The sequence below is a fragment of the Paenibacillus lycopersici genome (genome assembly GCF_010119935.1).
Classification (GTDB): domain Bacteria; phylum Bacillota; class Bacilli; order Paenibacillales; family Paenibacillaceae; genus Paenibacillus_Z; species Paenibacillus_Z lycopersici.
In genome coordinates this window covers 3486183-3507487 of the sequence record NZ_CP048209.1, presented here as the reverse complement: position 1 = coordinate 3507487, position 21305 = coordinate 3486183, and the positions used below count along the sequence as shown (strand labels likewise).

General features: G+C 50.3%; 20 protein-coding genes and 2 riboswitches. Of the genes, 7 read left to right on the top strand and 13 right to left on the bottom strand.

Annotated features, from left to right (window positions below; genetic code table 11):
- Positions 1-140 precede the first annotated feature (140 nt).
- Positions 141-1733: a helix-turn-helix domain-containing protein gene (locus GXP70_RS15600; RefSeq protein ID WP_225442433.1), complete on the bottom strand. Its 1593-nt coding sequence runs from the start codon at positions 1731-1733 to the stop codon at positions 141-143.
- Positions 1734-1884: 151 nt separating this feature from the next.
- Entirely contained in the window at positions 1885-2883 is a 999-nt protein-coding gene (locus GXP70_RS15595) for an ABC transporter substrate-binding protein (RefSeq protein ID WP_162357675.1), read from the bottom strand.
- A 233-nt stretch (positions 2884-3116) separates the two neighbouring features.
- Positions 3117-3176, top strand: a riboswitch (Fluoride riboswitch).
- 75 nt (positions 3177-3251) lie between these two features.
- Here GXP70_RS15595 and GXP70_RS15590 point away from each other — a divergent pair.
- Complete coding sequence (locus GXP70_RS15590) at positions 3252-4574, top strand: voltage-gated chloride channel family protein (protein WP_404822255.1); 1323 nt, start codon at positions 3252-3254, stop codon at positions 4572-4574.
- A gap of 176 nt (positions 4575-4750) precedes the next feature.
- On the opposite strand, the gene GXP70_RS15585 is transcribed toward GXP70_RS15590, so the two are convergent.
- From GXP70_RS15585 to GXP70_RS15570, 4 genes are all read right to left on the bottom strand, one after another.
- The gene (locus GXP70_RS15585) at positions 4751-5260 is read right to left on the bottom strand and encodes a tetratricopeptide repeat protein (RefSeq protein ID WP_162357674.1); all 510 of its coding nucleotides are present in this window, start codon (positions 5258-5260) and stop codon (positions 4751-4753) included.
- A gap of 64 nt (positions 5261-5324) precedes the next feature.
- Positions 5325-5915: a TetR/AcrR family transcriptional regulator gene (locus tag GXP70_RS15580; RefSeq protein WP_162357673.1), complete on the bottom strand. Its 591-nt coding sequence runs from the start codon at positions 5913-5915 to the stop codon at positions 5325-5327.
- 74 nt (positions 5916-5989) lie between these two features.
- Positions 5990-7018 carry an alpha/beta fold hydrolase gene (locus tag GXP70_RS15575; RefSeq protein ID WP_162357672.1) on the bottom strand — a complete coding sequence of 343 codons (1029 nt, stop codon included), beginning with the start codon at positions 7016-7018 and terminating at the stop codon, positions 5990-5992.
- Positions 7019-7459: 441 nt separating this feature from the next.
- Positions 7460-8194 (bottom strand): phytanoyl-CoA dioxygenase family protein, encoded by a 735-nt coding sequence (locus tag GXP70_RS15570; protein ID WP_162357671.1) that lies wholly within the window; start codon positions 8192-8194, stop codon positions 7460-7462.
- 475 nt (positions 8195-8669) lie between these two features.
- Between GXP70_RS15570 and GXP70_RS15565 the strand changes: the two genes are divergently transcribed.
- Positions 8670-9008: a MazG nucleotide pyrophosphohydrolase domain-containing protein gene (locus GXP70_RS15565; RefSeq protein ID WP_162357670.1), complete on the top strand. Its 339-nt coding sequence runs from the start codon at positions 8670-8672 to the stop codon at positions 9006-9008.
- 280 nt (positions 9009-9288) lie between these two features.
- On the opposite strand, the gene GXP70_RS15560 is transcribed toward GXP70_RS15565, so the two are convergent.
- The 3 genes from GXP70_RS15560 to GXP70_RS15550 all read right to left on the bottom strand — a co-directional run bounded on the left by GXP70_RS15560 (position 9289) and on the right by GXP70_RS15550 (position 11003).
- Positions 9289-10305 carry a Delta(5) desaturase DesA gene (locus tag GXP70_RS15560; protein ID WP_162357669.1) on the bottom strand — a complete coding sequence of 339 codons (1017 nt, stop codon included), beginning with the start codon at positions 10303-10305 and terminating at the stop codon, positions 9289-9291.
- A gap of 79 nt (positions 10306-10384) precedes the next feature.
- Positions 10385-10684, bottom strand: a complete 300-nt coding sequence (locus GXP70_RS15555) for an HU family DNA-binding protein (RefSeq protein ID WP_162357668.1) — start codon at positions 10682-10684, stop codon at positions 10385-10387.
- Positions 10685-10799: 115 nt separating this feature from the next.
- Positions 10800-11003 (bottom strand): cold-shock protein, encoded by a 204-nt coding sequence (locus GXP70_RS15550; protein WP_162357667.1) that lies wholly within the window; start codon positions 11001-11003, stop codon positions 10800-10802.
- Between the two features lie 247 nt (positions 11004-11250).
- Between GXP70_RS15550 and GXP70_RS15545 the strand changes: the two genes are divergently transcribed.
- A complete protein-coding gene (locus GXP70_RS15545; protein ID WP_162360403.1) occupies positions 11251-12549 on the top strand; it encodes an ISNCY family transposase in 1299 nt (432 codons plus the stop codon).
- A 90-nt stretch (positions 12550-12639) separates the two neighbouring features.
- Positions 12640-13551, top strand: coding sequence for a tyrosine-type recombinase/integrase (locus tag GXP70_RS15540; protein ID WP_162357666.1), 912 nt, complete (start codon positions 12640-12642; stop codon positions 13549-13551).
- Positions 13552-14066: 515 nt separating this feature from the next.
- Here the strand turns inward: GXP70_RS15540 and GXP70_RS15535 are convergent.
- The 3 genes from GXP70_RS15535 to GXP70_RS15525 all read right to left on the bottom strand — a co-directional run bounded on the left by GXP70_RS15535 (position 14067) and on the right by GXP70_RS15525 (position 17051).
- On the bottom strand, positions 14067-14708 hold the full coding sequence (locus tag GXP70_RS15535; protein WP_162357665.1) for an HAD family hydrolase: 642 nt from the start codon (positions 14706-14708) through the stop codon (positions 14067-14069).
- Positions 14709-14809: 101 nt separating this feature from the next.
- Positions 14810-15778: a phosphoribosylaminoimidazolesuccinocarboxamide synthase gene (locus tag GXP70_RS15530; RefSeq protein ID WP_162357664.1), complete on the bottom strand. Its 969-nt coding sequence runs from the start codon at positions 15776-15778 to the stop codon at positions 14810-14812.
- A gap of 54 nt (positions 15779-15832) precedes the next feature.
- A riboswitch (ZMP/ZTP riboswitch) is annotated at positions 15833-15911 on the bottom strand.
- A gap of 294 nt (positions 15912-16205) precedes the next feature.
- Positions 16206-17051 carry a hypothetical protein gene (locus tag GXP70_RS15525; RefSeq protein WP_162357663.1) on the bottom strand — a complete coding sequence of 282 codons (846 nt, stop codon included), beginning with the start codon at positions 17049-17051 and terminating at the stop codon, positions 16206-16208.
- 172 nt (positions 17052-17223) lie between these two features.
- Between GXP70_RS15525 and GXP70_RS30325 the strand changes: the two genes are divergently transcribed.
- Both GXP70_RS30325 and GXP70_RS15520 read left to right on the top strand, forming a co-directional pair.
- Positions 17224-17781, top strand: coding sequence for a CBO0543 family protein (locus GXP70_RS30325; protein WP_404822254.1), 558 nt, complete (start codon positions 17224-17226; stop codon positions 17779-17781).
- 114 nt (positions 17782-17895) lie between these two features.
- A complete protein-coding gene (locus GXP70_RS15520; protein ID WP_162357662.1) occupies positions 17896-18384 on the top strand; it encodes a CBO0543 family protein in 489 nt (162 codons plus the stop codon).
- A gap of 96 nt (positions 18385-18480) precedes the next feature.
- Here the strand turns inward: GXP70_RS15520 and GXP70_RS15515 are convergent, their stop codons facing one another.
- Positions 18481-20370 (bottom strand): PAS domain S-box protein, encoded by a 1890-nt coding sequence (locus GXP70_RS15515; protein ID WP_162357661.1) that lies wholly within the window; start codon positions 20368-20370, stop codon positions 18481-18483.
- A 313-nt stretch (positions 20371-20683) separates the two neighbouring features.
- Here GXP70_RS15515 and GXP70_RS15510 point away from each other — a divergent pair, with 313 nt between their 5' ends.
- Entirely contained in the window at positions 20684-21208 is a 525-nt protein-coding gene (locus GXP70_RS15510; RefSeq protein ID WP_162357660.1) for a copper amine oxidase N-terminal domain-containing protein, read from the top strand.
- Positions 21209-21305 lie beyond the last annotated feature (97 nt).

Here is a 21305-nt window from a genome sequence, read left to right as displayed (position 1 = left end):
ATGTCATGTCCATGCTGTGATAATCATTCTCAATATCATTGTAGCTTCGGCAGCGCGACAATAACAATGGACAGAATCGACAGTCGCTTTATACAAAATGGAGGATGGGATCCGGAACTTTACGCGCGAGCACAACCAAATCAAGCTAACGATCGCAGGATATCGTCGATTTTGATACCGTTGGATATGATTCCGTTATTCATCCAGGTTAGAAAATCGACCTCGTACACGCGGTTGTTCCGTACGGCGGGCAGATCATGCCACTCCGGCCGCTCGAGCAGTTCCCGCTCCTTTCCTTCGGCTTGGCTATGCCACTTATCGAACGTAATGAACAGATGATCCGCGGTTAACGCACGCAGGTCCGCTACGGAGAGATTGAACATGCCCGGCCTATTCGCTTGGGAAGCTACGCCTACCGCGGCATGTGGACGCAAGCCGGCATCGCCATAGAGAACAGTCGACACAAAGGATTGCCCTTCTTCCGTATATTGGATGATGTGGTCTGCCGAGATACGCAAGAAAGCGACCGTTTCACCTTTCATAATTTGACTCAGCCTATGACTCGCATTCCGTGCTTTGAAATCATAGTTTGCGATCGCATCGTCGGCCAACGCCGTCCGACCGAAATAATCGGCGACGGTTCGCAGCAGCGTACGCCAATTATTGGTCTGCTCGCGCAGAATGCACGTGTTGGATATGCGTCGGCACTGCGAATATTGCTGCTGCTCATAACGGTCCATAAGCAAGATCAAATCCGGCTTATAACCGGAAAGCGCGTCGAAGTTGCCGCCGTTCTCATCGAACGTCGGAATATGGTTTAAGCCCAGATAGTCTTGTTTTCCCCATTTCGCATGCCAATACTGGGCGATAGGCTGCATATTCAGCGCGACGATGAAATCCTCCAAGTACGGCGCTACGACCCGAAGCTGTCCCTTGCGGCTGCGACGGTATTGTCCGGGCGACATGCCTACCGTCTGCTTGAAACGGCGATTGAAATAATATTCATTGCTGAAACCCGCATTCAGCGCAATATCGAGCAGCTTGTCATCGGCGCTTGCCAGCCATTTCTTGGCTTGATTGATCCGTACATCATTCAAGTACTGGAGCGGTACTTGACCCGTCGCTTCTTTGAACAGACGGGTATACTTCCAACGATCGATGCCTGCGAGGGAGGCCAGCTCCTCCACGGTCAGAAGCTCACGGTAGTACTGATGAATATGCCGTATGCTATGCTCGACACCATGCCGCTCGATATCCGTTCCCTTCTCCTCGGCTGCAGGTGCATTTTGGCTGAGCAGCAAGAACAGCAGCTCTTGAAATCTCGCGAATCGTTGGAACAGCCCGAGCTGGTCGCTCGCCCCGCGGAGCCCATATAACTCATCGAGCAGCTCCATTGTCTTCGCGAAGGGCGCGCAGGCAAGCTCTTGCTTATCCGGCAGTAGGCTGGAAGCCGCGTCATTGCCGCTCGTAACGAAGCACACTCGGTAATAGCTGCAGCTCAGCACCTCAGGATCCACGGATAACGTCCTACCAGGTCTCTGCAAATAGCATTTTCCTTGTCCCGTCCCGCTCATGATAAAGAGCAATTCAAAGCTTTCCTTATCGTTATTGTCGCTGCCGTCCGAATCACTCCGATCCGCTTGCTCGCCCGCAACGATCAAGCGGATCGATTGCAGCACATAATGGACGATAGGAGCAGTCCCGGTTTGTTCGCGCTGTTCAATATCCAACATCGTTACTTTCAACCGCCTTCTAATTGATATTCATTCTCAATGAATATAGTGTAAATCAAAACGAGCCGCTCATCAACCTTCGTTGAAAAGCGGCTCTATTTCAAGGATGGCGTTGAGTCCCGCCAATGAACGTAATCACGCTTTATTCCCGCTACGAAGCCAGCAATCGAAGCAAATCATCCATCTTCAGCCCGTTGGCCGTAATGGCGCCCGTCTGCCAATACGATCTCTCTACGGGATATACGTGACCTTTCTTGAATGCAGGAACGGTCTGCCATAACGGATCCGCCTTCATTTCTTCAAGCGCCTTCGCGTTGCCCTCTTCCTCCCACGTCCCGTTGGACGGAAGCAAGATAATATGGTCCGCGTCAAGCTCCGGAATGACCTCCTTCGACAAGACGATATTGCCTTCCGTCATCGCTTCGGCGAATCCCGGCGCCTTCAACCCAAGATCCTCATACAAGAGTTGTCCGACAAACGTGTTATGGATGCCGAAAATATTAATCGATTTGTCTGCGACGTTCATTCGCAGGACGACAAGCTTCTCATCGCCGATCGCCGCGTTCAGCTTCGCCTTCACATCGGCGATACGGGCTTCGTAATCGGCAAGAACCTGCTTCGCCTTGTCGCTGAGACCAAGCAATTCGGCGATTAAGGTCAATGTTTTGCGCGAATCCGCCAGTACGTCGTCCGGCAAACGGAACGTCGGCGCGACCTTGGAATAGAGCTTGTATTGTGCGGCATCGACTTCTCCGGCGCCGATGATCAAGTCCGGCTCGGACACAAGCAGCGCTTCGATGCTGCCGGTCACGTCGAACAACGGCACGTCCAGCTTCAAATAATCCTGCTTACCCCACATCGGGTTATAATATTGCACGATCGGCGTTACCCCGAGCGCAACCAAATAATCTTCACGATACAGCGCCGAGATTCGCTTCGGATTCGTCGGAATCTCTACCTCTCCGAAGGCATCGGTAACGACGCGCGTTTCCTTCTTAGGCGTAGCTTCGCTGGGCGCCGCCTGTGCAGGCTTATCGGTATTCGTCGTGACCTCAGCTTGATCGCCTGACGAGCCGCAGCCGGTCACCGTAAACATCGCTGCCGTTATAAGCGATATCCATCCTGTTTTCATTAATCCCGATCTTGCCATGATTCCATTCACTCCCATGAGGTTTATGTTGTGCAGCAAAACCATTCGTTATTAAAAATGATAATCATTATCATTTCGAATGAGTAGATTGTACCCCAACTTGGATTTCATGCTCAATACACATTCTCAACGACCGGCTTTATACAAACTCGTCATATCCTGACTAATGAGAGTACCATAATGAATCCAGAATATCGTTGACCGGCGCTTTAACTTCAACTATAATGAATACACGTGAATAAGGCGATGGAGTTCGCCATAACCGCCCTCGGGCTAATGACTCCTACCAGTGAGCAACTTGCACTGGTAGGAGTCTATTTTTTTGTCCGAAATTCACCCAATCAACCCATGCTAAGGGAGAGAAAACATTGAAAAAGCTAAAAGAAACGGCCTATCATTATGCCGAAAAAACGATGCATGCTGCCCTGGTCGGCTCACTGTTCAAATGGATTTTCTACGGTGGCATGCTGGGCATTTTATCCGGTTCGGCTTCCGCGTTATTTTTGGAGAGCCTGGAATTTGCGACCGATCGGCGAACGGCGCACCCTTGGCTGTTGTACCTATTGCCGCTCGGCGGGGCATTCATGAGCTTGGTATACTTGAAATTCGGCAAAAACGCCGGCAAAGGAAACAATCTGATTTTAGAACAAATTCAAGACGGACAAGAGAGCATTCCTTTTCGTATGGCTCCGCTTGTGCTATTGGGTACGTTTCTAACCCATCTCTTCGGCGGTTCGGCAGGTCGGGAAGGAACCGCCGTGCAAATGGGCGGCAGCTTCTCGGAATGGATCGGCAAGGTATTTAAAGTCGATGGCATTGATCGTAAAATTCTGTTGATGTGCGGCATCAGCAGCGGCTTTGGATCCGTATTCGGAACGCCCCTTGCCGGAACGATTTTCGGACTCGAAGTCATTGCGATCGGGCTTGTCAGCTATCAGGCTATAATTCCATGCTTCATCGCCGGTTTCGTGGGTAACCTGGTTACGACGGCTTGGGGCATTCATCATATTCATTACACGATGGGCGCTGTGCCGGCTCTCTCTGCGTCCGTCGTGTTCAAAGTCATGGTGGCCTCCATCCTCTTTGGATTAACCAGTCTTTTTTTCAGCGAGCTTACGCATGGACTCAAAAAAATGTATGCGAAGCTTTTCAAAAACCCGATCATCAAGGGCTTTGTTGGCGGACTTGTTATCATTGCGCTTGTTTTCATTTTCGGTACGCGCGATTATTTGGGGCTGGGCATTCCCTTACTGCAGCAGTCCTTCGAAGAGCCGGTTGCGCATCTGGCGTTTCTATGGAAAACGTTATTTACCGCGCTTACGCTTGGCGCCGGTTTTCAAGGCGGCGAAGTTACCCCCCTCTTCGTCATCGGGGCAACGCTTGGCAACTCGCTGGCCGTTCTGCTCCATCTCTCCGCGCCGTTTCTTGCCGGACTTGGCTTGATTGCCGTGTTCAGCGGCGCCACCAACACGCCGCTGGCCTGTTTCGTGATGGGCATCGAGCTTTTTGGTTCGGAAGGGATGATTTATATGTTTATGGCGTGCATCGTAAGCTATTTGTTTTCCGGTCACACGGGCATTTACACCTCTCAGCAAATTGGCGTCTCAAAATCGAAATTGCACCCTATTCCTCTAAAATCAACCCTTGCCTCCGTGAGGAACAAGAAGACCGCAGAGAAGGAGAAAGCATGACCCCGATCGACTGAGCACAGGTTAAGCAGACAGGCAACGGCGCATGAAAAAGGAGCGATCGCTCGCTCCCGGATTGCGGAGAACTATACGCTGCTTCGAGCAGGCTCATGGCAAACCGCGCCCTGGAGCACGAACGGCTCCTGAGGCGCTTCGCCGGCGTGGCATGGACGCCGCGATCATTCCCAGGTTTCATCAAGATGCTGTGCGTAATATTTGATCGGTTTGCTAAAATATTGCAGTTTCTCATCTGCGGTTGTTTCGAGCAAATTGGTCAGAAGGAGTTCCGTCGACTCTTTGTAGTTCCCCGTATTATAAAGGGCGATCGCAAGAAAAACTTGCAGTCCTCTATGATGAGGGAACTCTCTTACGCCGCGCCTTAACGTTTCCTCTGCTTCCTTATAGTAGCCCAAATAACGATAGGTGCTTCCTAATCCGAGCAAAGCTCTTTCGAGATCTGCTCCGGCTAGTCCTTGTTTAATGGCTAGTTCATAGAACGGAATCGCTTCTCGTCCGAGTCCTGAATTGTCATGCGCAACGGCTGTTTGATAGTTGATCTCGGCATCGTCCGGGTAAGCGGAGACTAGATCTAGAAGCATCGCGCGGACTTCGGCAAGAAGCGCTTGATTCTGCTTGGCTCTTCCTTCTTCGCGCAGCTGTATGGCTTTATCCAGACGCTCTCGTTTCATAGTTGCATTTCCCTTTCTCTTGTGGCTCTGCATCAAACGCAGCGCCGGCTGATAAGCGTTATTCTTACTTAGATAAAATTTTCATCAAAACATCCGCTTCGGGGAAACCGTACGTTTCGTCTCCTTGTTCTTGCAAGATTAAACTGTTAATCATGCATAAGTACCAGCTTAGAAGTTGCTTGGGATCTCCTTGGATGAATTCGCCGAGCTCTTGACCCTTTATGACTATGGGCAACAGCTGATCAAGCATCCTGTCGTTGGAATAGCGTTCGAAAATCTCCGTCACCCTGGGAGGAAGATTTTCGGTTTTACGGGCTTTGAGAATAAGCATAAAGGCAAATTTGTTTTCGTCGTCCAGCATATTCGCAGTTAAAGATCGGATCTGTTCGTACGGGGTACCCGGCATGATCCCGCTATGACCGATCTCGCTTGCCGCATCTTCCATCAATTCTTCGACAATGGCCGAGAATAGAATGTCTTTGGATTTGAAGTAACGAAAAATCAAACCTTCGCTGATCCCCGCAGCTGCGGCAATCATACTTGTTTTCGTCCGGTTGAAACCATTTCGAGCAAATATTTTAAGTGCCGCCTGCTTAATTTGCGTCGTGCGTTCGTCACGGATTTGATCCAGACGCTCTTTGTTTGGAGGTGACAATGCTATCTGCTCCGATCCATTGGGAATGTTGTCATCATTATATCACGTATAGCCCTCCGTATCCTGTCGTTTGACTAGCGCGTGAGCGGAAGCACACGCTGAACTAGCAAGTCCAGAAAGTATTCCGAGCTTGCAAAGCAAGCGAGATGTCCGGCATTCGGAACGAGCGCGAATTCCTTGCAGGGGGCTTCGATATCTTCAAAAAACGAACGAGCCGTATCGACCGGCGTAACCAAATCGGTATCCCCTTGAAAAATGAAGTAAGGCAACTCATATTTCAGACCTACCTTGCGAGCGTCGAACGTAATCAATTCCTCATATAACTGTCCCAGCGAGTAATTCATCCCTTTGAAATACGCGAGAATATCCCGAAAATTATGATTTGGCGAAGCCAACATCGATGGCAGTACAAGATCCATAATCATATTAGGCGCAGGAGTAACGACTTTGACCATCCAACGATTCTTATGGTCAAAGTCTTCGAGGCTCCAGCGGGCTGGATCCGGTCCGATTTGCTCGAACAGCCTGATACCTTTCGCACAGCCTGCTGCGCGGAGGCCATCCAAATTCATGCGGTACGAAAGCTTATGTCCTTCGATGTTTACATTCTGATCCGTCCCTACATAGGCATGAAATAAATCCGGGCGTCGTTTCGCCATCTGCGTCCCGATAATGCTTCCCACGGAACTGCCGATCAAAATCAATTTATTTTGCTGGAGCGATTGCAGCAGATATTTCGCTACTTCAATACCGTCCCTGACTAGCAGATCAAAGTTGATCTCGCCAACTCCGTCCTTGCTGTTACGGCTATATGTTTTGCCAGAGCCTCGCTGATCCCATTGCACGATCGTAAAGTGTTTCTCCCAAGAGCGAATAAGCGGACTGAATATCGAATAGGAAGACGCTGGCCCTCCGTGGATGAATAGCAGAATGGGATTACGGCGATCCTCGCCGCGAATCGATATCCATTGTTCGATCCCGCCGATCGTGATGTAACGACTCTCCAAGATCCTGTTCGGTGACAATAGACGAAGTTTACGTGCATTTTTGCGTTGGTTGAAGATTCTTAACATCAAATCAGGCAATACGTTTGTTTTGCTCATATGGACAGCTCCTCTATTTCGTAATTTTATTGAGTGAGTCACTCACTCAATAAATTGTAAACGATATTCCACCATCTGTAAATACCTAATTTCTGCAGGAAGGGTTAGGTTATGCTTCAGCCATGACCTGTCCAGAGCGGTGAAGTCCGAAAATAAAAAAGGTCATCGTGAGCATTCACGATGACCTTGGTATGCTGATTCGTTGCACTATCGTTCTCCGGATTCAGAAATGCTGCATTTGTATAGCCATTAATCCGTTGCCGTCAGGATCTTCAAAAATAACAAGATTGTCCGCTAGGAACTCGTTATGATTGACATGCCGTTGCCAGATAGCTCAACAGGCCGCAACAATAAGCGGCCTGTGCTTCGTTGCGCTATAGTCCCGCTAACGCACAAGTCGATAACGACTGCCATTCAACGTCACGAAGCCCTGCATGCATGCTACTTCTTTCTGCTCTTTCCAAAATACCTGTAACCTAATGAAGATGGCGTCTGTACGATCGCTTTCTGTCTATCCGTTAGCATGTCCAGAAGCTCTTGAGACCTGTTGAAAGGCGCCCATGAAATCATCGCCGGCGAATATTTATAGAGCAAGGATCTCCGTTCGTGCGCTGCTTGCCAGGCAAATGTACCGTGTGTCAACGCTTCCGAGAAAATGAGCACGTCTCCGGCTTTTTGCGGAATGTGGACAACAGGCCCGATTTCCGAGTAATGCTTATATTCAGCCGGCGTTCTGTAATTCGATTTATGGCTGCCGGGAATGCAACAGAACCCCCCGTCGTCCGGGCCGATATCCGTGAGGGCGTAGGAAACGACGGTCAATCCGCTGTACATTTTCCCATCTTGAAACGTATAATATTGCCCCGGGTCATATGGAACCCCTCCCCCATGAAGTCCGAGCGGAGGCGCTCCCTTCTGATGGATAATCGAATATTCATGATCCAGACGATATTCCTCACCCAGAATCTCGGTCAGATACGGCTCTGTATTCGGGTCGTCGATCAGATCGCGGAATGCTTGTTCTTCCCAATACATGAAGCTTCTTCGCTCTTCCGGCGCTATGCCGGCCTGCTCGTCAATGGCCTTGTTGAGTTTCGCAAGCTGCTCCGTAGTCAAGACATCTCGAATGACAATGAAACCTTGTAAGTCAAATAAGTATTTTTCTTTTTCATCCATGCTTTCCACCTCCGTATTATTCATTCGCTATTCCCGAACGGCAATCGCTCGTCGCCATGATACGAACGCAGCGTCCTCCTTCAACAATCAACTCACCTCACATACTAGCAAAAAGCGTGAGTCGTAATACCGAGAAGCGTGTCGGAAGAAATAATTTACAGCGAGCGAGGTACCGTCAATTGGCAAGGCATAACGAAAAAAGTGTACCTTCACCCTTGAATCGGAGCATATAGCTAGAACATGAAAGGAGGTGAGGCGCAATGTTGTTTGATATCGACGCCTTCATGCATTCCCTCTTCAAATGGCTCATTATCCTCGGCTATGGTGCGTAGTTATGGGTTAACGGAAGAAAAATAATGAAATTCAGACGCCCGTCAGCGGTCTAACACGTAGAATACGTGGTATGATTTTGCTGCCGGGTTCTTTTTTGTTTTCCAACAGCTTGCTCAAAAAAATGATAAAGCGAGGATTTCGTATGAAGCAATTAACTTTCCATGAGTTACAGGGCTACTTGGCGCTAAAATACAAAGAAGGACGTACTTCCTCTGCTTTGTTTATGAAGCTGGTAGAAGAAATTGGCGAGGTCGCAGAGGTACTAAACCAGTTAGAAGGACGAAAGGAACATTCAGGGGATGCTTCGTTAGAACAAGAGCTCGTGGATGTCATCCATTACGCCGTAGCCATCGCGAGCATCAATCATATTGATCTAACCGAGGCCATTATTAAGAAGGATAAGCAAGCTGCAATGAAATACAATCAATCGCCTAATTTGGAAGCATTTTTAGAAGCACGGAATAAAGAACGCCAACATTGAAAAACATAATGCATCGCTGCGCGAGCAGCGGAGGCTGTCAGGACGTGACCGGCTTCCCGAACTCGATTCTTGCATGCGCCTTATGGTTGGTTTGGCGACGACTACACCGATCATTAAGGCAGAAGCGCCTGACTTGTCCAAGCGACAAGATTTCCAGACAAAAAAAGCCGCAGTTTATGCGACTTCCGTTGTGACATCCGATGTATAGCTGTTCTTGACGTCCGACTTCCGTAGCCTTCATAACAACGGTGTTCTTCCGGCCGTCATCACACCTCGTGCATTACTGCGCCTGCTCTGCCGCAGGCTTCCGCTTCCATTCCCGGAACCCCACGAATCGCTTGCTTCTCTCGTCCCATAACCGGTAACGAAGGGCTTGCAAACTGAGCCGGATGCCGATCGCCGGAACGTTCCGCAACGCGTCGCTGCTGTCATGGATTTGCTGCAGCCGGTAATTCGACGCTTGGGGCACCAGATGATGGATATGATGAAAGCCGATATTGCCCGTGATCCATTGCAACAGCCGAGGCAGTTTATAATACGAGCTGCCGTGCATCGCGGCGTTGACAAAATCCCACTCGACCGCACGCTCGTTATACGTGTCTTCGAACTGATGCTGCACGTAGAAGAGCCAGATGCCCGCAATGCCGGATAGGTAGAGGATCGTGCCCTGCACGGCCAGCACTTCCTTCCACCCCAGCGTCCAGCAAAGCAGTCCCATCACACCGACCAGCGCGGCGTTCGTCAGATGCGTGTTTAACCGCTCTTTGCGCTTGGCGTTCTTGCGGTTCAGCCGGTACGCGACCAGAAACAAGAAGATCGGTCCGAGTCCGAACAAGATGAACGGGTTGCGGTACAAGCGATAGCCCAGCCGTCTCAGCGGGGAGAAGGCCGCGTACTCGTCCGTCGTCAGCATCCAGATGTCCCCGATGCCCCTGCGACATAAGTTGCCGCTCGTCGCATGGTGGATGGAATGCTCGTTCTTCCACTGATCGAAGGGGAAGAAGGTCAGTATCCCGGTGATCGTCCCGACGATCGCGTTCGCCTTCTTGCCGGCGAAGAACGACTGGTGGCAGCAATCATGGAAAATAATGAATATCCGAACTGCGAACCCGGCGGCAGGTACTGCCAGCGCCAGCGCGATCCAGATCGAAAACGAATAGCTTGCGTACGCGAGTCCCCAGATCAGCAGGAATGGAACGATGGTGTTCGCCAATTGCCACATGCTCTTCCTCAAATCGGATTTGCCAAGCGCGGCAATGTCCTTCTTCAAGCGGATGATTTCTTGTTGTGATTTCATTATATTCCCCTTTATCCGGTATTCCGCCCTCTCCGCCCGTTCTTGTCAATGCGGCGGCATCCGACGTCTTGCTGCGTGGTTATCCTTGCGTCGTGCGGTACCTCGGAGCGTTCAAAGCTTTTTTCATGGCGAGGCCAGCCGTGAATACGGGCACCTTGCCCGCCGGAAGCTCGATATCTTCCCCGGTTTTGCGGCTTCGACCCGTTCGCGCTTCGCGATAACGGACATCGAATTTGCCGAAGCCGACGAGCTGCACCTCCTCGCCTTGCAGCAACGCCTCCAGAATCGAGTCGAGCACATGAGCTACGGCTTTTTCCGCGTTTTTCTTCGAGAATCCGCTGCTCTTCGCCACTACTTCCACCAGTTGTTCTTTGTTCATTCGCGTTACCTCGCTTCTCTATAGTCAACCGACGTGCTACGACACGCCTCCGGATCAGGAGCACACAGGCGGCCGAAAAAAAAGCCGCCCCTTCATGTGGGGCGGCTTGAAAGTTTTAGTAAACTTTAGTAACGTTCTCGGCTTGCGGGCCGCGGTTGCCTTGTACGACGTCGAATTGCACGCGTTGACCTTCATCTAACGATTTGTAGCCTTCGCCTTGAATCGCACTGAAATGAACGAATACGTCGTTGCCTGCTTCGATTTCAATAAAACCAAAGCCTTTCTCCGCGTTGAACCATTTCACCGTACCTGTGTGCATGTAAAGCCTCCAAAAAAGATGTATTTGCTCTATCATTACGCCAATTTGCTGCGGCCGTAATCGCGAAATAACGGTCAAAAGGCTTTATCAGGACGACTTGATGTCCGCTAATGTTTCGAGTAAACTAAGAATACCATGTCCGCTATTGTAAGTCAAGGCAGGAGGTTGAATGATGTTGTTCGTCTGTGATAATGTCACCCTGTAACTGTTCTGAGATAATGTCACTATGAGACAGGAGACCATGACATTGACGAACACAGAGCTGAAGAAGGTATTGGTTGTGGAGAAAGTGTTGGATGGACACATGACGAATGAGGAAGGAGCTGCCCTGCTGGGGCTTTCGGTTAGACAGGTTCAACGTCTGAAAAAACGTTATCAAGTCGGAAACGCTGGGGGGATCGCTCACGGCAATCGCGGACGTAAGCCCGTTCATGCCTTGTCCGCGGAAATCAAGGATCGAGTCGCGGAACTTTACACACAAAAGTATCAAGGCAGCAACAGCTGTCACTTTGCCGAACTGCTTGCTGAGCATGAGGGGATTGAACTAAGCGGCGTCAGCACACGTCGCATTCTCCTCACCAAGGGTTTGAAATCGGCGAAACAGCGTAGACGTTCGAAGGTGCACCAGCCCCGTAAACGTCGCTCCCAAGTCGGTATGCTTTGGCAGATCGACGCAACTCCGTATGCTTGGCTCGAGGATCGTGCCCCTGTCTTTGCCCTTCACGCCGCCATCGACGACGCTACCGGCATCGTGACAGGCGCCGTATTCATGCCCACTGAATGCCGCGAAGGGTATTCGCTTGTGATGATGCAGGGAATCAAGAAACAAGGCATCCCACTCGGACTCTACAGCGATCGCCACACCATCTTCCGTTCGCCGAACGAGAAACTTACCTTGGAGCAGCAGCTTGCTGGCATGACCAAGCCCCTCTCGCACTTTGGCAAGGCTATGCATGAATTGGGCATCGAACACATCAAGGCCGTCACGCCGCAAGCCAAGGGCCGCATTGAGCGCCTCTGGGTGACGCTGCAGGACCGCCTCGTCATTGAGCTGCGATTGCTCGGTGTATCGACCATCGAGGAGGCCAATAAGGCACTCCCCAAGCTTATCGCCAAGCACAACAAGCAGTTTGCCGTAGCCCCCGTATCTGCCGACTCCGCTTACCGCAAGCTTGGCAAGGACGTACGCTTAGAGCATGTATTCACGACACGTGAACATCGTAAGCTGGGTACGGGCCGAACGCTTTCGTACGGCGGGAGGATTTACACCTTCGCCAAGGCGGTACCGGGACACTGGGATGCCAAATCCGTTGTCGAGGTCCGAGAGACACTTAGCGGGGCCTTGCTGATCTGGCACAACGGAGAGGCCTTAATGCTGAAGGAGACCACGAAAGCGGTCCGACAGGCGGAGAAGAAGCCCAATAAAAAAGCGGGTATTGCGCAGCCACGCAAACCCGCCGCTGACCATCCTTGGAAAAGGACGTATCAGGTACACCAAAAACAGATTCAGAATACCACAATGCAAGGCCGAAACCAAGCCACCTGACGGTGGCTTTAAACTCAACGGGGGTGACATTTTCACAGAACAGTTAGGGTGACATTCTCTCAGACAATTGACAGGCAGGAGGTTGAATGAATGAATAGAACCGTCGGCATATCCGACCACGGCGCGCGCGCGATTCAGGACTTCATCGAAACGCTCGCCATCCCAGAGGCATTGACGCCGAAGACATTGAAAGAGTATGCAAGCGATTTGAAGCAGTTCATCGCTTGGTTCGAAACGATAGATCGCCGCGATGCCGAAGACGCGTTCCGAATCGAAGCCGTCACCGAGTCCGCCATTGTGCGATACCGAGAGGCCGCACGGCAGGAGATGGCATTGAAGCCGGCCACCGTCAACCGCCGGCTGATCACGCTCAAGCGCTTCTTCGGCTGGGCAGCGGCCGAGTGGCGGATCTCCCTCGATCCCGCGAAAGCGGTGAAGCTCGTGCCGGAAACCAAAGCAAGCCCGCGGCGAATGCAGGAATACGAAGAAGCCGCATTGATCGCGGCGGTCGAGCAAGGAGGTTCCCTCCGTGACCTGACCATCCTGCTCGTTATGCTGCATGCCGGGCTGCGGACGATGGAAGTATGTGATCTCGCCCCTAACGATATCCGGCTCGGCAAACGCGTCAGCGAGCTGACGGTCCGATCGGCCAAAGGCGATAAACGACGGGAAGTGCCTTTGAACGACGTGTGCAGCGCCGCGCTGGCAGCCTACCTAGCCGCATCCTCCGAGCACAGTCCTTACTTGTTCCCGTCGGAGAAAACCGGCGATCGCCTCACTGAACGGGCGCTGCGCCATTTGGTTCGGAAGTATATGACGGCCGCCGGCCTCGAAGGGCTGAGCGCCCACGATTTGCGGCACCGCTTCGGGTATGCGGAGGCGGAGAACATGCCGCTCCACCGCTTGGCCCGGCTCATGGGCCATGACCGTCCGGAAACGACGATGCATTACTACAAGGCGACCCCTGAGGAGTATCGCACCGAAGCCGGAAGTTCGGCTTGAACGCGCGTCCCCAGCGGCATGCGGATTTAACAGCGGGGCGAAAAACTGTGGCAGCGATGAATTGGGCCAGAATGGCTCTCAGGGGCTGTCGAGAACGTTCGACGCCTCCTACGTCGCATGTCCTGAAAGGGAAAGGATCCCCCTTCTAAGACTCGCGGACAGGGGTTCCGTTATTTGGGCGAAATCGAGCTTTTGGGGCAGCGCACGGACACAGGATCCGTTAATGTCCCCGAATGACATCGAAAACAGGATAGTCGGGTGATTTAACGGATCTCCTGTCCGCGAGCATACGAATCTAGGTGATAAAGAAGCGAATAACGGATCCCCTGTCCGCTTCCATCGAGGACGTACCGTGAACCAGCCGTCATGAAGCCGGCTGGTTCGAAGCGGTTCCGGCAGTCCGTGCCACGCCGGCGAAGCGCAACAAGATCTATTCGTGCTCTTGTGCGCGGTTGCCGCAAGCCTACTCGAGGCAGCGTATATTTCTCGACAATCTGCGGGCCGGAATGGCTCTCTTAATTAACTTGCAGAATAATGTCCTTCAGCTCCATCAGCTTCTTGATTCGATAGCTGGCCTGTGAGAAGTCATGTGTTTGCGTAAAGTCGTTATGGACAATGGCACAGTCGATACCGGCTGCCACGGCAGCGGTCAACCCTCTGTTAGAATCCTCGACAACCAGCGTCTCTTCTTTGGCCGCTCCGAAGCGCTTCAGGCCGGTCAAGTATGGTTCCGGATGCGGCTTGGTGCGCTCGTAGTCTTCGCGAACAAGGACGAACTCCATGAATGGCGTAATCTGGCGCTTCTCATGAATCAGTTGAAAATCCGCATGTTTGGCAGTCGTCACGATGGCCATGCGGACGTACTTGGACAATTCGGCCAGCGTTTCGACTACGCCTTCAATCTCTATGGCTTCCGTTCTTAGATATTCCTGATAATACGCGTTGCGGACCTCGCGCTGCCTGTTGATGGTCTGTTCATCAATCCCCGCCGCCCTAGCCTGGGACCAGGTGCCCCGCGACCTGGTCATGTCGCGGAGGTATTGTTCTTTATCCAAGGTGAATCCGATGTCAGCCAGAGCGCGTTCTCCCGCTTTGTAATACCAGCATTCGGTATCCACCAGAACGCCGTCATGATCGAAGAGGATGTACTTTTTCATTTATCGTTCTCCTTTGTCAGCTGTGGCAATCATGCGCGCTTCTAACGGTCTGCAGGTTGAGGCACCGAAATTTCGAATTACATCCTGTCTATTTATGTCGCTTAGCTAAGGTAAGCATGTAAATTCTTTTTAAGCCGCTCCTTTACAGGATGCGTGCCGTCGTCGGCAAATTCCTTGCCGGTAAGCATTTCGAAGAGGCGGATATAGCGATACGACAGTTCGATGACAAGGTCATCAGGTGCGGTCGGCAGAATTTTATCTTCGTAAGGGTCGCAATGCTCCCTGAACCACAGTCGCAGGAATTCTTTGTCGATATTCTCCGGTTCCTTGCCCTCGGCTAACCTCGATTCGTATGTCTCTTTCATCCAATAGCGGGAAGAATCAGGCGTATGGATCTCGTCGATGAGAAGTATCTCTCCTTTGTCATCGATACCGAATTCATATTTGGTATCTACGAGAATTAATCCATTCCGATCTGCGATTTCCGTGCCCCTGGCAAAGAGCGAAAACGCGATTTTGTGCAAATACTCCCAGGTCCCTTTATCGATTAAGCCTTCGTCAACGATTTGGGCAGCCGTAATCGATTCGTCATGTTCGGCTGACTTCTTAGCCGGAGTCAGGATCGGTTGCTCGAGCTTCTGATTTCTCTTCATTCCGTCGGGCAGGATATGGCCACATATGTCTCGGATACCTTGCGAGTATTGAACCCAAACCGAGGTAGCAGTCGAACCCGTAAGGTAGGCCCGCATGACGAATTCGACCGGAATTACCTTGCATTTTTTCCCTATCGTAACATTCGGGTCCGGGATATGTATAACGTGGTTACTTATTATATCCGAGGTGTTTTCAAACCAAAAGGCGCTAAGCCGGTTTAATACTTGGCCTTTAAACGGAATGTTGGCAAGAATCCGGTCAAATGCGCTTTGACGGTCCGTGGTAATAAGGATTAGAGTATCGCCCCTATCATAGGTGTCGCGTACTTTATCTCGCCTGAACCCGGGTACATTCAGAAATGAGGTGTCCTCGAGACAGTTCCATAGGTTTTTTTGAATCGTTTCTTTGGTTATCATACGCACCTGACCTTTCAATAATTGAAATAAAAAAAGCATCTGATCTAAGATCAAATACTTTGCCCAGGCGTACGGCTTATGAAATATGCGCTCCCCCGTAGTTACCTACGTTACGCCAGTCACACATATTTGAATACAATTCCATACTATCAGATAATTCTATCATTTCCAATGTTATTTTTGAATCTATTTACATCCCGCTTGTTGCTGCTAACCTGCTCGCTAGGTCTGAGCAACAATCATTATCTAGTCCTGGCCAATCCCAGTGCTTTATGGTCCCAAAGAATATCTTCCACGACCGAAGCTTGCCGTTCTTCGCATGTGACAATGAGCACGACATCGCCTTTCTGGATACTATCCAATAATCGCGGTTCTTTTTTGCGCAGATCAAGAGGTACGACATAGATACCCGACACTTCTTTTTCCTTCAGTTCAGTAAGGCCGATTTCGAGAAGACTTGAATATTCGAACGTAGCCACGAACTGCATCGACAATTGTCTCCAATCATTATTCGGTGTCCCGCCGGCTGGAATTTCTCGATCAGGTACTTTCTTTGCGACTCATCGAACAATTTGTTATTTTCTATGGTGTTCGTATAGGAATCATAAATCGTAAAAAAATACAGCGACGGGAAATACAAGAACCACTGCTCATTCAACACGGCCGAAGAAGCTCGGATATCGACTAAGATCAAATCATGTATGGCCAGCATGACGTTAGACTGCCAAACGATAATGATTGTGCTTATCAATAAGAACCCGACCAACACGATGCGATGTATGTACAATTGACCTGCGCTCGGGATTCCCATCGACCATATTGCGGCAACCCTCGGTTTACGTTTATCCAGGTAATTAATCTCCAAAGCTCCGATACTGAAGACATTAAAGGGTCCGTTTTCTCTTTGCGCCAGCAGGTACACTTTATTCAGGTCTACGGATGTACGGTAACTGTCATATATAGCGAACAAGTACACAGGTATGTAGAGCGATATGAATTTGGGATCTAATGCATCCCTTGCCGCTTGAAAATGACCGTTGAAGGTTTGCACCATGGCTACATTCAGGTGAATCTTCTGGTTGATAAACACCTCCCACAGGATCAGCGCATAGCCGCGCAAATATTTATTCAGCAGCAAATGCCCAAACCCGGGAAAGGCCATGGACCAGCATGCAATCGTATACGGATTACGCTTATGCAGTTGGGTTGTTCCCAATAAGCTTACATGCGCCATGTACCGTTGATTTCTGAATTTATCCCTGAAGTTATCCATTGTCCCTCCCGATTATAACCCTGGCTCGTTTGGGGATAATTTGTCCTCCGACGAAATGGAATATGTAGGGAGATAAAAATTCGCGTGCATAAATTCTCGCCATGCTCAAGCATGAATTGAATGTGAATGGAGATGATGAGGAGGAAGAGTACACAACGGACGGAATGATAGCATGTATAAGGAAAACGTCATTGAATTTACGGATAACAATACGCGTGAAGTAAATGAGTTGATCCATCAAAAAATACAATTCTGGTATGAGCATGTATTATTTTCGGGTTTATGGTGGGTCAATCTTGCATTTGCGATCTTGCCGTGGTTATTATGGCTTGGTTTCCGAAAGAAAGAAAGCACGAATCGGCTGCTGTTCTCAGGGCAATTTGTGATAATCGTTTCTCTTGTTCTTGACTTAACTGGAGACCAACTTGGGTTATGGTATTACCGATTTAACGTAATCCCTGTTTTTCCGACTTATGTTCCCTGGGACTTGACGTTAATGCCTGTAACGATCATGTGCTTCCTTCAGGTAAAGCCGGATTATAATCCATACATTAAAGCAGTTCTCTTTGCTCTTGTATCCTCTTATCTAGGGGAGCCCTTCTTTCAATGGATGGGCATTTATGTGTTAACTCACTGGAAATTCTTCTATTCGGTCCCGATTCAATTCGCTATATATTTGATGGCACATTACATGGCTAGAGGGAACAGGTATTCACCTTTGGGGTCGTAAGCCGCTGCTATTAGCGAGCCCGCCCGAGTTTAAAAACAATCGGAATGTAAAAAATGAAATGCAGGATTGAAATTATCCTTGCCGCCGCAGCCAAGGGACGAAGGAGTGTAAATAATGAGCCTGGCATTTGCCGGAATTCTCTTGATACTTGCCTTACGTTGGGCAAAGTGGTCCAAATGGTATGACTATTACCCGACGCTCCTTTACGCGGCTTTGCTCAACTTCCTCTTCCTCTATCTTGTGAAATCAATTCCGCTTTGGAAGTATAAGTCCTCGATCCTCTCCCAAGAGCTGCTTGACCTGATGATTATCTTTGTCGTGCAAGGAGCAATGATTATGTTGTTCTTGTCTTACCATCCTCATAAGTGGAGAAGGATGATTCTCTACTGGTCAGCATGGATAATCGTCTTCTCCGTCATCGAGTACATTTTTAATGTGAATGGCCGGATCAGTTATGCGAATGGATGGAATGTGGTATGGAGCGTTATCTTCTACGTCATTATGTACCCGATGCTGTACCTCCATTATCGAAAACCGCTTATCGCCTTGCTGCTCTCGCTTCCCATTACACTAGGATTCATGTGGATCTTTCATTATCTATGAACCGAGAACATACGAAAAAGGCGCCGGAAGGCGCGGTGCGTACGATCCAATGATCCCGTATTCGCTGCGATCACGGACATCCCTTAATGCGTCGGATTAGCCGGAACTAGAGCACACCAGAAGCCGCTTAATGACTTCACGATTGATAGGCTTGCTTACATAATCGTCCATGCCTAACGCCAGGTATTTCTCACGATCTCCCTTCAATGCGTTCGCCGTCACCGCTACGATGCGCGGACATTTCTCGGGGGCCAGCTTTTCTTTGATGGTCCGCATGGCTTCCAAGCCATTGATTACCGGCATATGGATATCCATAAAAATCAACTCGTACGATTCCGTAAGCGCCGCTTCGATCGCTTCTTTGCCGTTTACGGCCACGGAAACCCGATGCCCCATTTTCTCCAGCATCTTCTGCAACACGAGCGTATTGATGGCATTATCTTCGGCAATCAATATTTTTGCTTTCTTCATCGCTGCAGCAGTTAATGGTTGGGATGGGCTGAATTCCCGAAGCTTACGTTCGTTAAGCCGTATCGTAAAATGGAAGGCGGATCCGTGTACGCCATCGCTCTCGGCATGGATCTTCCCTCCCATCAATTCTACGATTCTTCTGCTGATGGAAAGTCCCAAGCCGGTTCCTTCATACTGGCGGGCCATGAAATTATCGATTTGAGTGAAAGGCTCGAAAATTTCTTCAAGCCGCGACGGCGGTATCCCGATGCCTGTATCCGTAACCGTGATGCCTAGAAGCGGCGGTTGGGCTTTCATGTTCTTGATGGCAACCGATACGGTACCGCTAGGCGTGAATTTCACAGCGTTGCTAAGTAAGTTAAGAACCACCTGCTTCAAGCGGTCTTCGTCAGCGTAGATGTAATCGGGCACGTCGTGATGAATGGTGCAGGACAACTCCAGATTCCTGACTTCGGCCTTTGCCGAAATAACGGACAGACAGTCCTTGATGCAATTTCGCAGATCGAATACGTCTTCTTGCAGCTCCGTCTTGCCAGCCTCGATCTTCGACAGATCGAGAATGTCATTGATAATGGAGAGAAGCGATTCCCCGCTTTTACGAATAATCTCCACGAACGCTTTGTTCTCATCGTCCAGATCCGAGTCTAGCAGGAGATTGGTCATCCCGATCACGCCGTTCATCGGCGTTCGGATTTCATGGCTCATCATCGCCAAGAACTCGCTTTTGGCTTGATTGGTCGCTTCCGCCGTCTCCTTGGCATGCACCAATTGCTTCTGTTCCGAAATATCCTTGCAGATGAGATAGAAACCAATGATTTGATTCTTCACGATGATCGGCGCGATACTCGTGAGCACTTCGATGATTTCGCCGCTTTTATTGACAAGGCTGTCGATTTGCAGTTCGACGGTATCATCGTAGAGCGCTTCTTCCAGAATGCGGTCTACGTTGGGCTTTCCGATGAGATTGGCGAGTTCCATGCCGATCATTTCCGATTCGATGGGATAACCGGTTATTTTCTCGGCTACCGCGTTGGCATTGATCACTCGTCCTTGCAGGTCGAAGGAGATGACGGCATCATGGTTATATTTCTTCAACGACGTATAGCGCTCCACGGTTTCTTGAAGCCGCTGCTCGGATTCTTTTTGCTTGGATATATCGATCAGCTGCGCGATGTAATAGAGCGGCTGCCCTTCTTCGTTACAGAATAACCGAACGGACAGGAACACCCAGATCATAACGCCGTCTTTTCTAAAATAACGCTTCTCCAGCTGCACTTCGGCTTCATTCCCCATTAGAAGCTTCAGCTCGTCTATATTTTGGACCGAATCGTCGGGCAGCGAAAAAACACCGAACCGTTTGCCGTCGAGCTCTTCCTGCGTATATCCGAATATCCGTTCGAAAGCAGGGTTAACGGTAAGAATTAATCCATCGGGCGCCAATAGCGCGATCCCGAAGGAAGCATAGTTGAATACTTGTTCGTTGAACGAATGCGGATCAAGATTTACGCGGTGCATAGGAACCTCCATTAGTAGTCTTCAGAAACAGGTCAAGCCACTATTACACTGTTACACCGTTTATTAATCGCTGAAACCGAACTCCCGCACCATTCCCTCATGATTCACGTCCCACAGCCCCGGGTAACATCACACTACATGGCAAACAAGTCCTCCGTACCCACTTTCAGCCATGCCCATAGGCGATTGGGATCAATTCCGCAGCCATAGACATTGACTTTTACTCAGACGATCTCCAATACGCTTCGCTTGGCCCAAGACAGCAGCAGGAACCGTTTGCCCTAATTATCCCTACTTAAGGAGCGTGACGAAATTGAAGACGAACAAGCTGATCCTCCCCCTGCTCGGACTCACCCTGATGCTGCCTGCGCTGGCGAACGCCGATGCGCTGCCGAACGAGCCGACGGCGCCGACGGTTACCTCGGCGGACGTACCGGCCGCTCCGATGAGCGTGTATACGGTGAAGATGAAGGTGAACGACCCGATGCTGGACAATAACGGCCGCATGGTGAAGATGGACACGAATCCGATGCTCTGGAAGGGCATGGTGTACGTGCCGGTGCGCGCGCTTGCCGAAGGCGTCGGCGCGAAGGTTGCGTGGACCGAGGCTACCGGGGAGACGGTCATCTGGGCCGGGTCGTATGTGATGAAGTTCTGGGTCGGACGGGACGCAATGGAAATTAACGACGCGAGAATCTCCATCGGTTCGAAGGTCATGCTGAACGAGGACGGCCGCGTCATGGTGCCGCTGCGATTCATTGCGGATCAGCTCGGCTGGCAGCTCGATTACAGCACGCTCGACTGGAGCATAACGCTGACCAAAATGGTCCAGCCTTAAAGGCGGTAATGGCGGTACGCTACGAATAAGACGAAGACAAAGGATGAAGCGCAGCTTGCTTCATCCTTTGTCGCGTTCCCGTACGATCGAATCGCGA

What these genes read in the sequence shown, in the direction of transcription:
- GXP70_RS15600 (WP_225442433.1), bottom strand. Translation starts at nt 1,733, where the DNA reads ATGTTGGATATTGAACAGCGCGAACAAACCGGGACTGCTCCTATCGTC.
- GXP70_RS15595 (WP_162357675.1), bottom strand. Translation starts at nt 2,883, where the DNA reads ATGGCAAGATCGGGATTAATGAAAACAGGATGGATATCGCTTATAACG.
- GXP70_RS15585 (WP_162357674.1), bottom strand. Translation starts at nt 5,260, where the DNA reads ATGAAACGAGAGCGTCTGGATAAAGCCATACAGCTGCGCGAAGAAGGA.
- GXP70_RS15575 (WP_162357672.1), bottom strand. Translation starts at nt 7,018, where the DNA reads ATGAGCAAAACAAACGTATTGCCTGATTTGATGTTAAGAATCTTCAAC.
- GXP70_RS15570 (WP_162357671.1), bottom strand. Translation starts at nt 8,194, where the DNA reads ATGGATGAAAAAGAAAAATACTTATTTGACTTACAAGGTTTCATTGTC.
- GXP70_RS15565 (WP_162357670.1), top strand. Translation starts at nt 8,670, where the DNA reads ATGAAGCAATTAACTTTCCATGAGTTACAGGGCTACTTGGCGCTAAAA.
- GXP70_RS15560 (WP_162357669.1), bottom strand. Translation starts at nt 10,305, where the DNA reads ATGAAATCACAACAAGAAATCATCCGCTTGAAGAAGGACATTGCCGCG.
- GXP70_RS15555 (WP_162357668.1), bottom strand. Translation starts at nt 10,684, where the DNA reads ATGAACAAAGAACAACTGGTGGAAGTAGTGGCGAAGAGCAGCGGATTC.
- GXP70_RS15550 (WP_162357667.1), bottom strand. Translation starts at nt 11,003, where the DNA reads ATGCACACAGGTACGGTGAAATGGTTCAACGCGGAGAAAGGCTTTGGT.
- GXP70_RS15540 (WP_162357666.1), top strand. Translation starts at nt 12,640, where the DNA reads ATGAATAGAACCGTCGGCATATCCGACCACGGCGCGCGCGCGATTCAG.
- GXP70_RS15535 (WP_162357665.1), bottom strand. Translation starts at nt 14,708, where the DNA reads ATGAAAAAGTACATCCTCTTCGATCATGACGGCGTTCTGGTGGATACC.
- GXP70_RS15530 (WP_162357664.1), bottom strand. Translation starts at nt 15,778, where the DNA reads ATGATAACCAAAGAAACGATTCAAAAAAACCTATGGAACTGTCTCGAG.
- GXP70_RS15525 (WP_162357663.1), bottom strand. Translation starts at nt 17,051, where the DNA reads ATGGATAACTTCAGGGATAAATTCAGAAATCAACGGTACATGGCGCAT.
- GXP70_RS30325 (WP_404822254.1), top strand. Translation starts at nt 17,224, where the DNA reads ATGTATAAGGAAAACGTCATTGAATTTACGGATAACAATACGCGTGAA.
- GXP70_RS15520 (WP_162357662.1), top strand. Translation starts at nt 17,896, where the DNA reads ATGAGCCTGGCATTTGCCGGAATTCTCTTGATACTTGCCTTACGTTGG.
- GXP70_RS15515 (WP_162357661.1), bottom strand. Translation starts at nt 20,370, where the DNA reads ATGCACCGCGTAAATCTTGATCCGCATTCGTTCAACGAACAAGTATTC.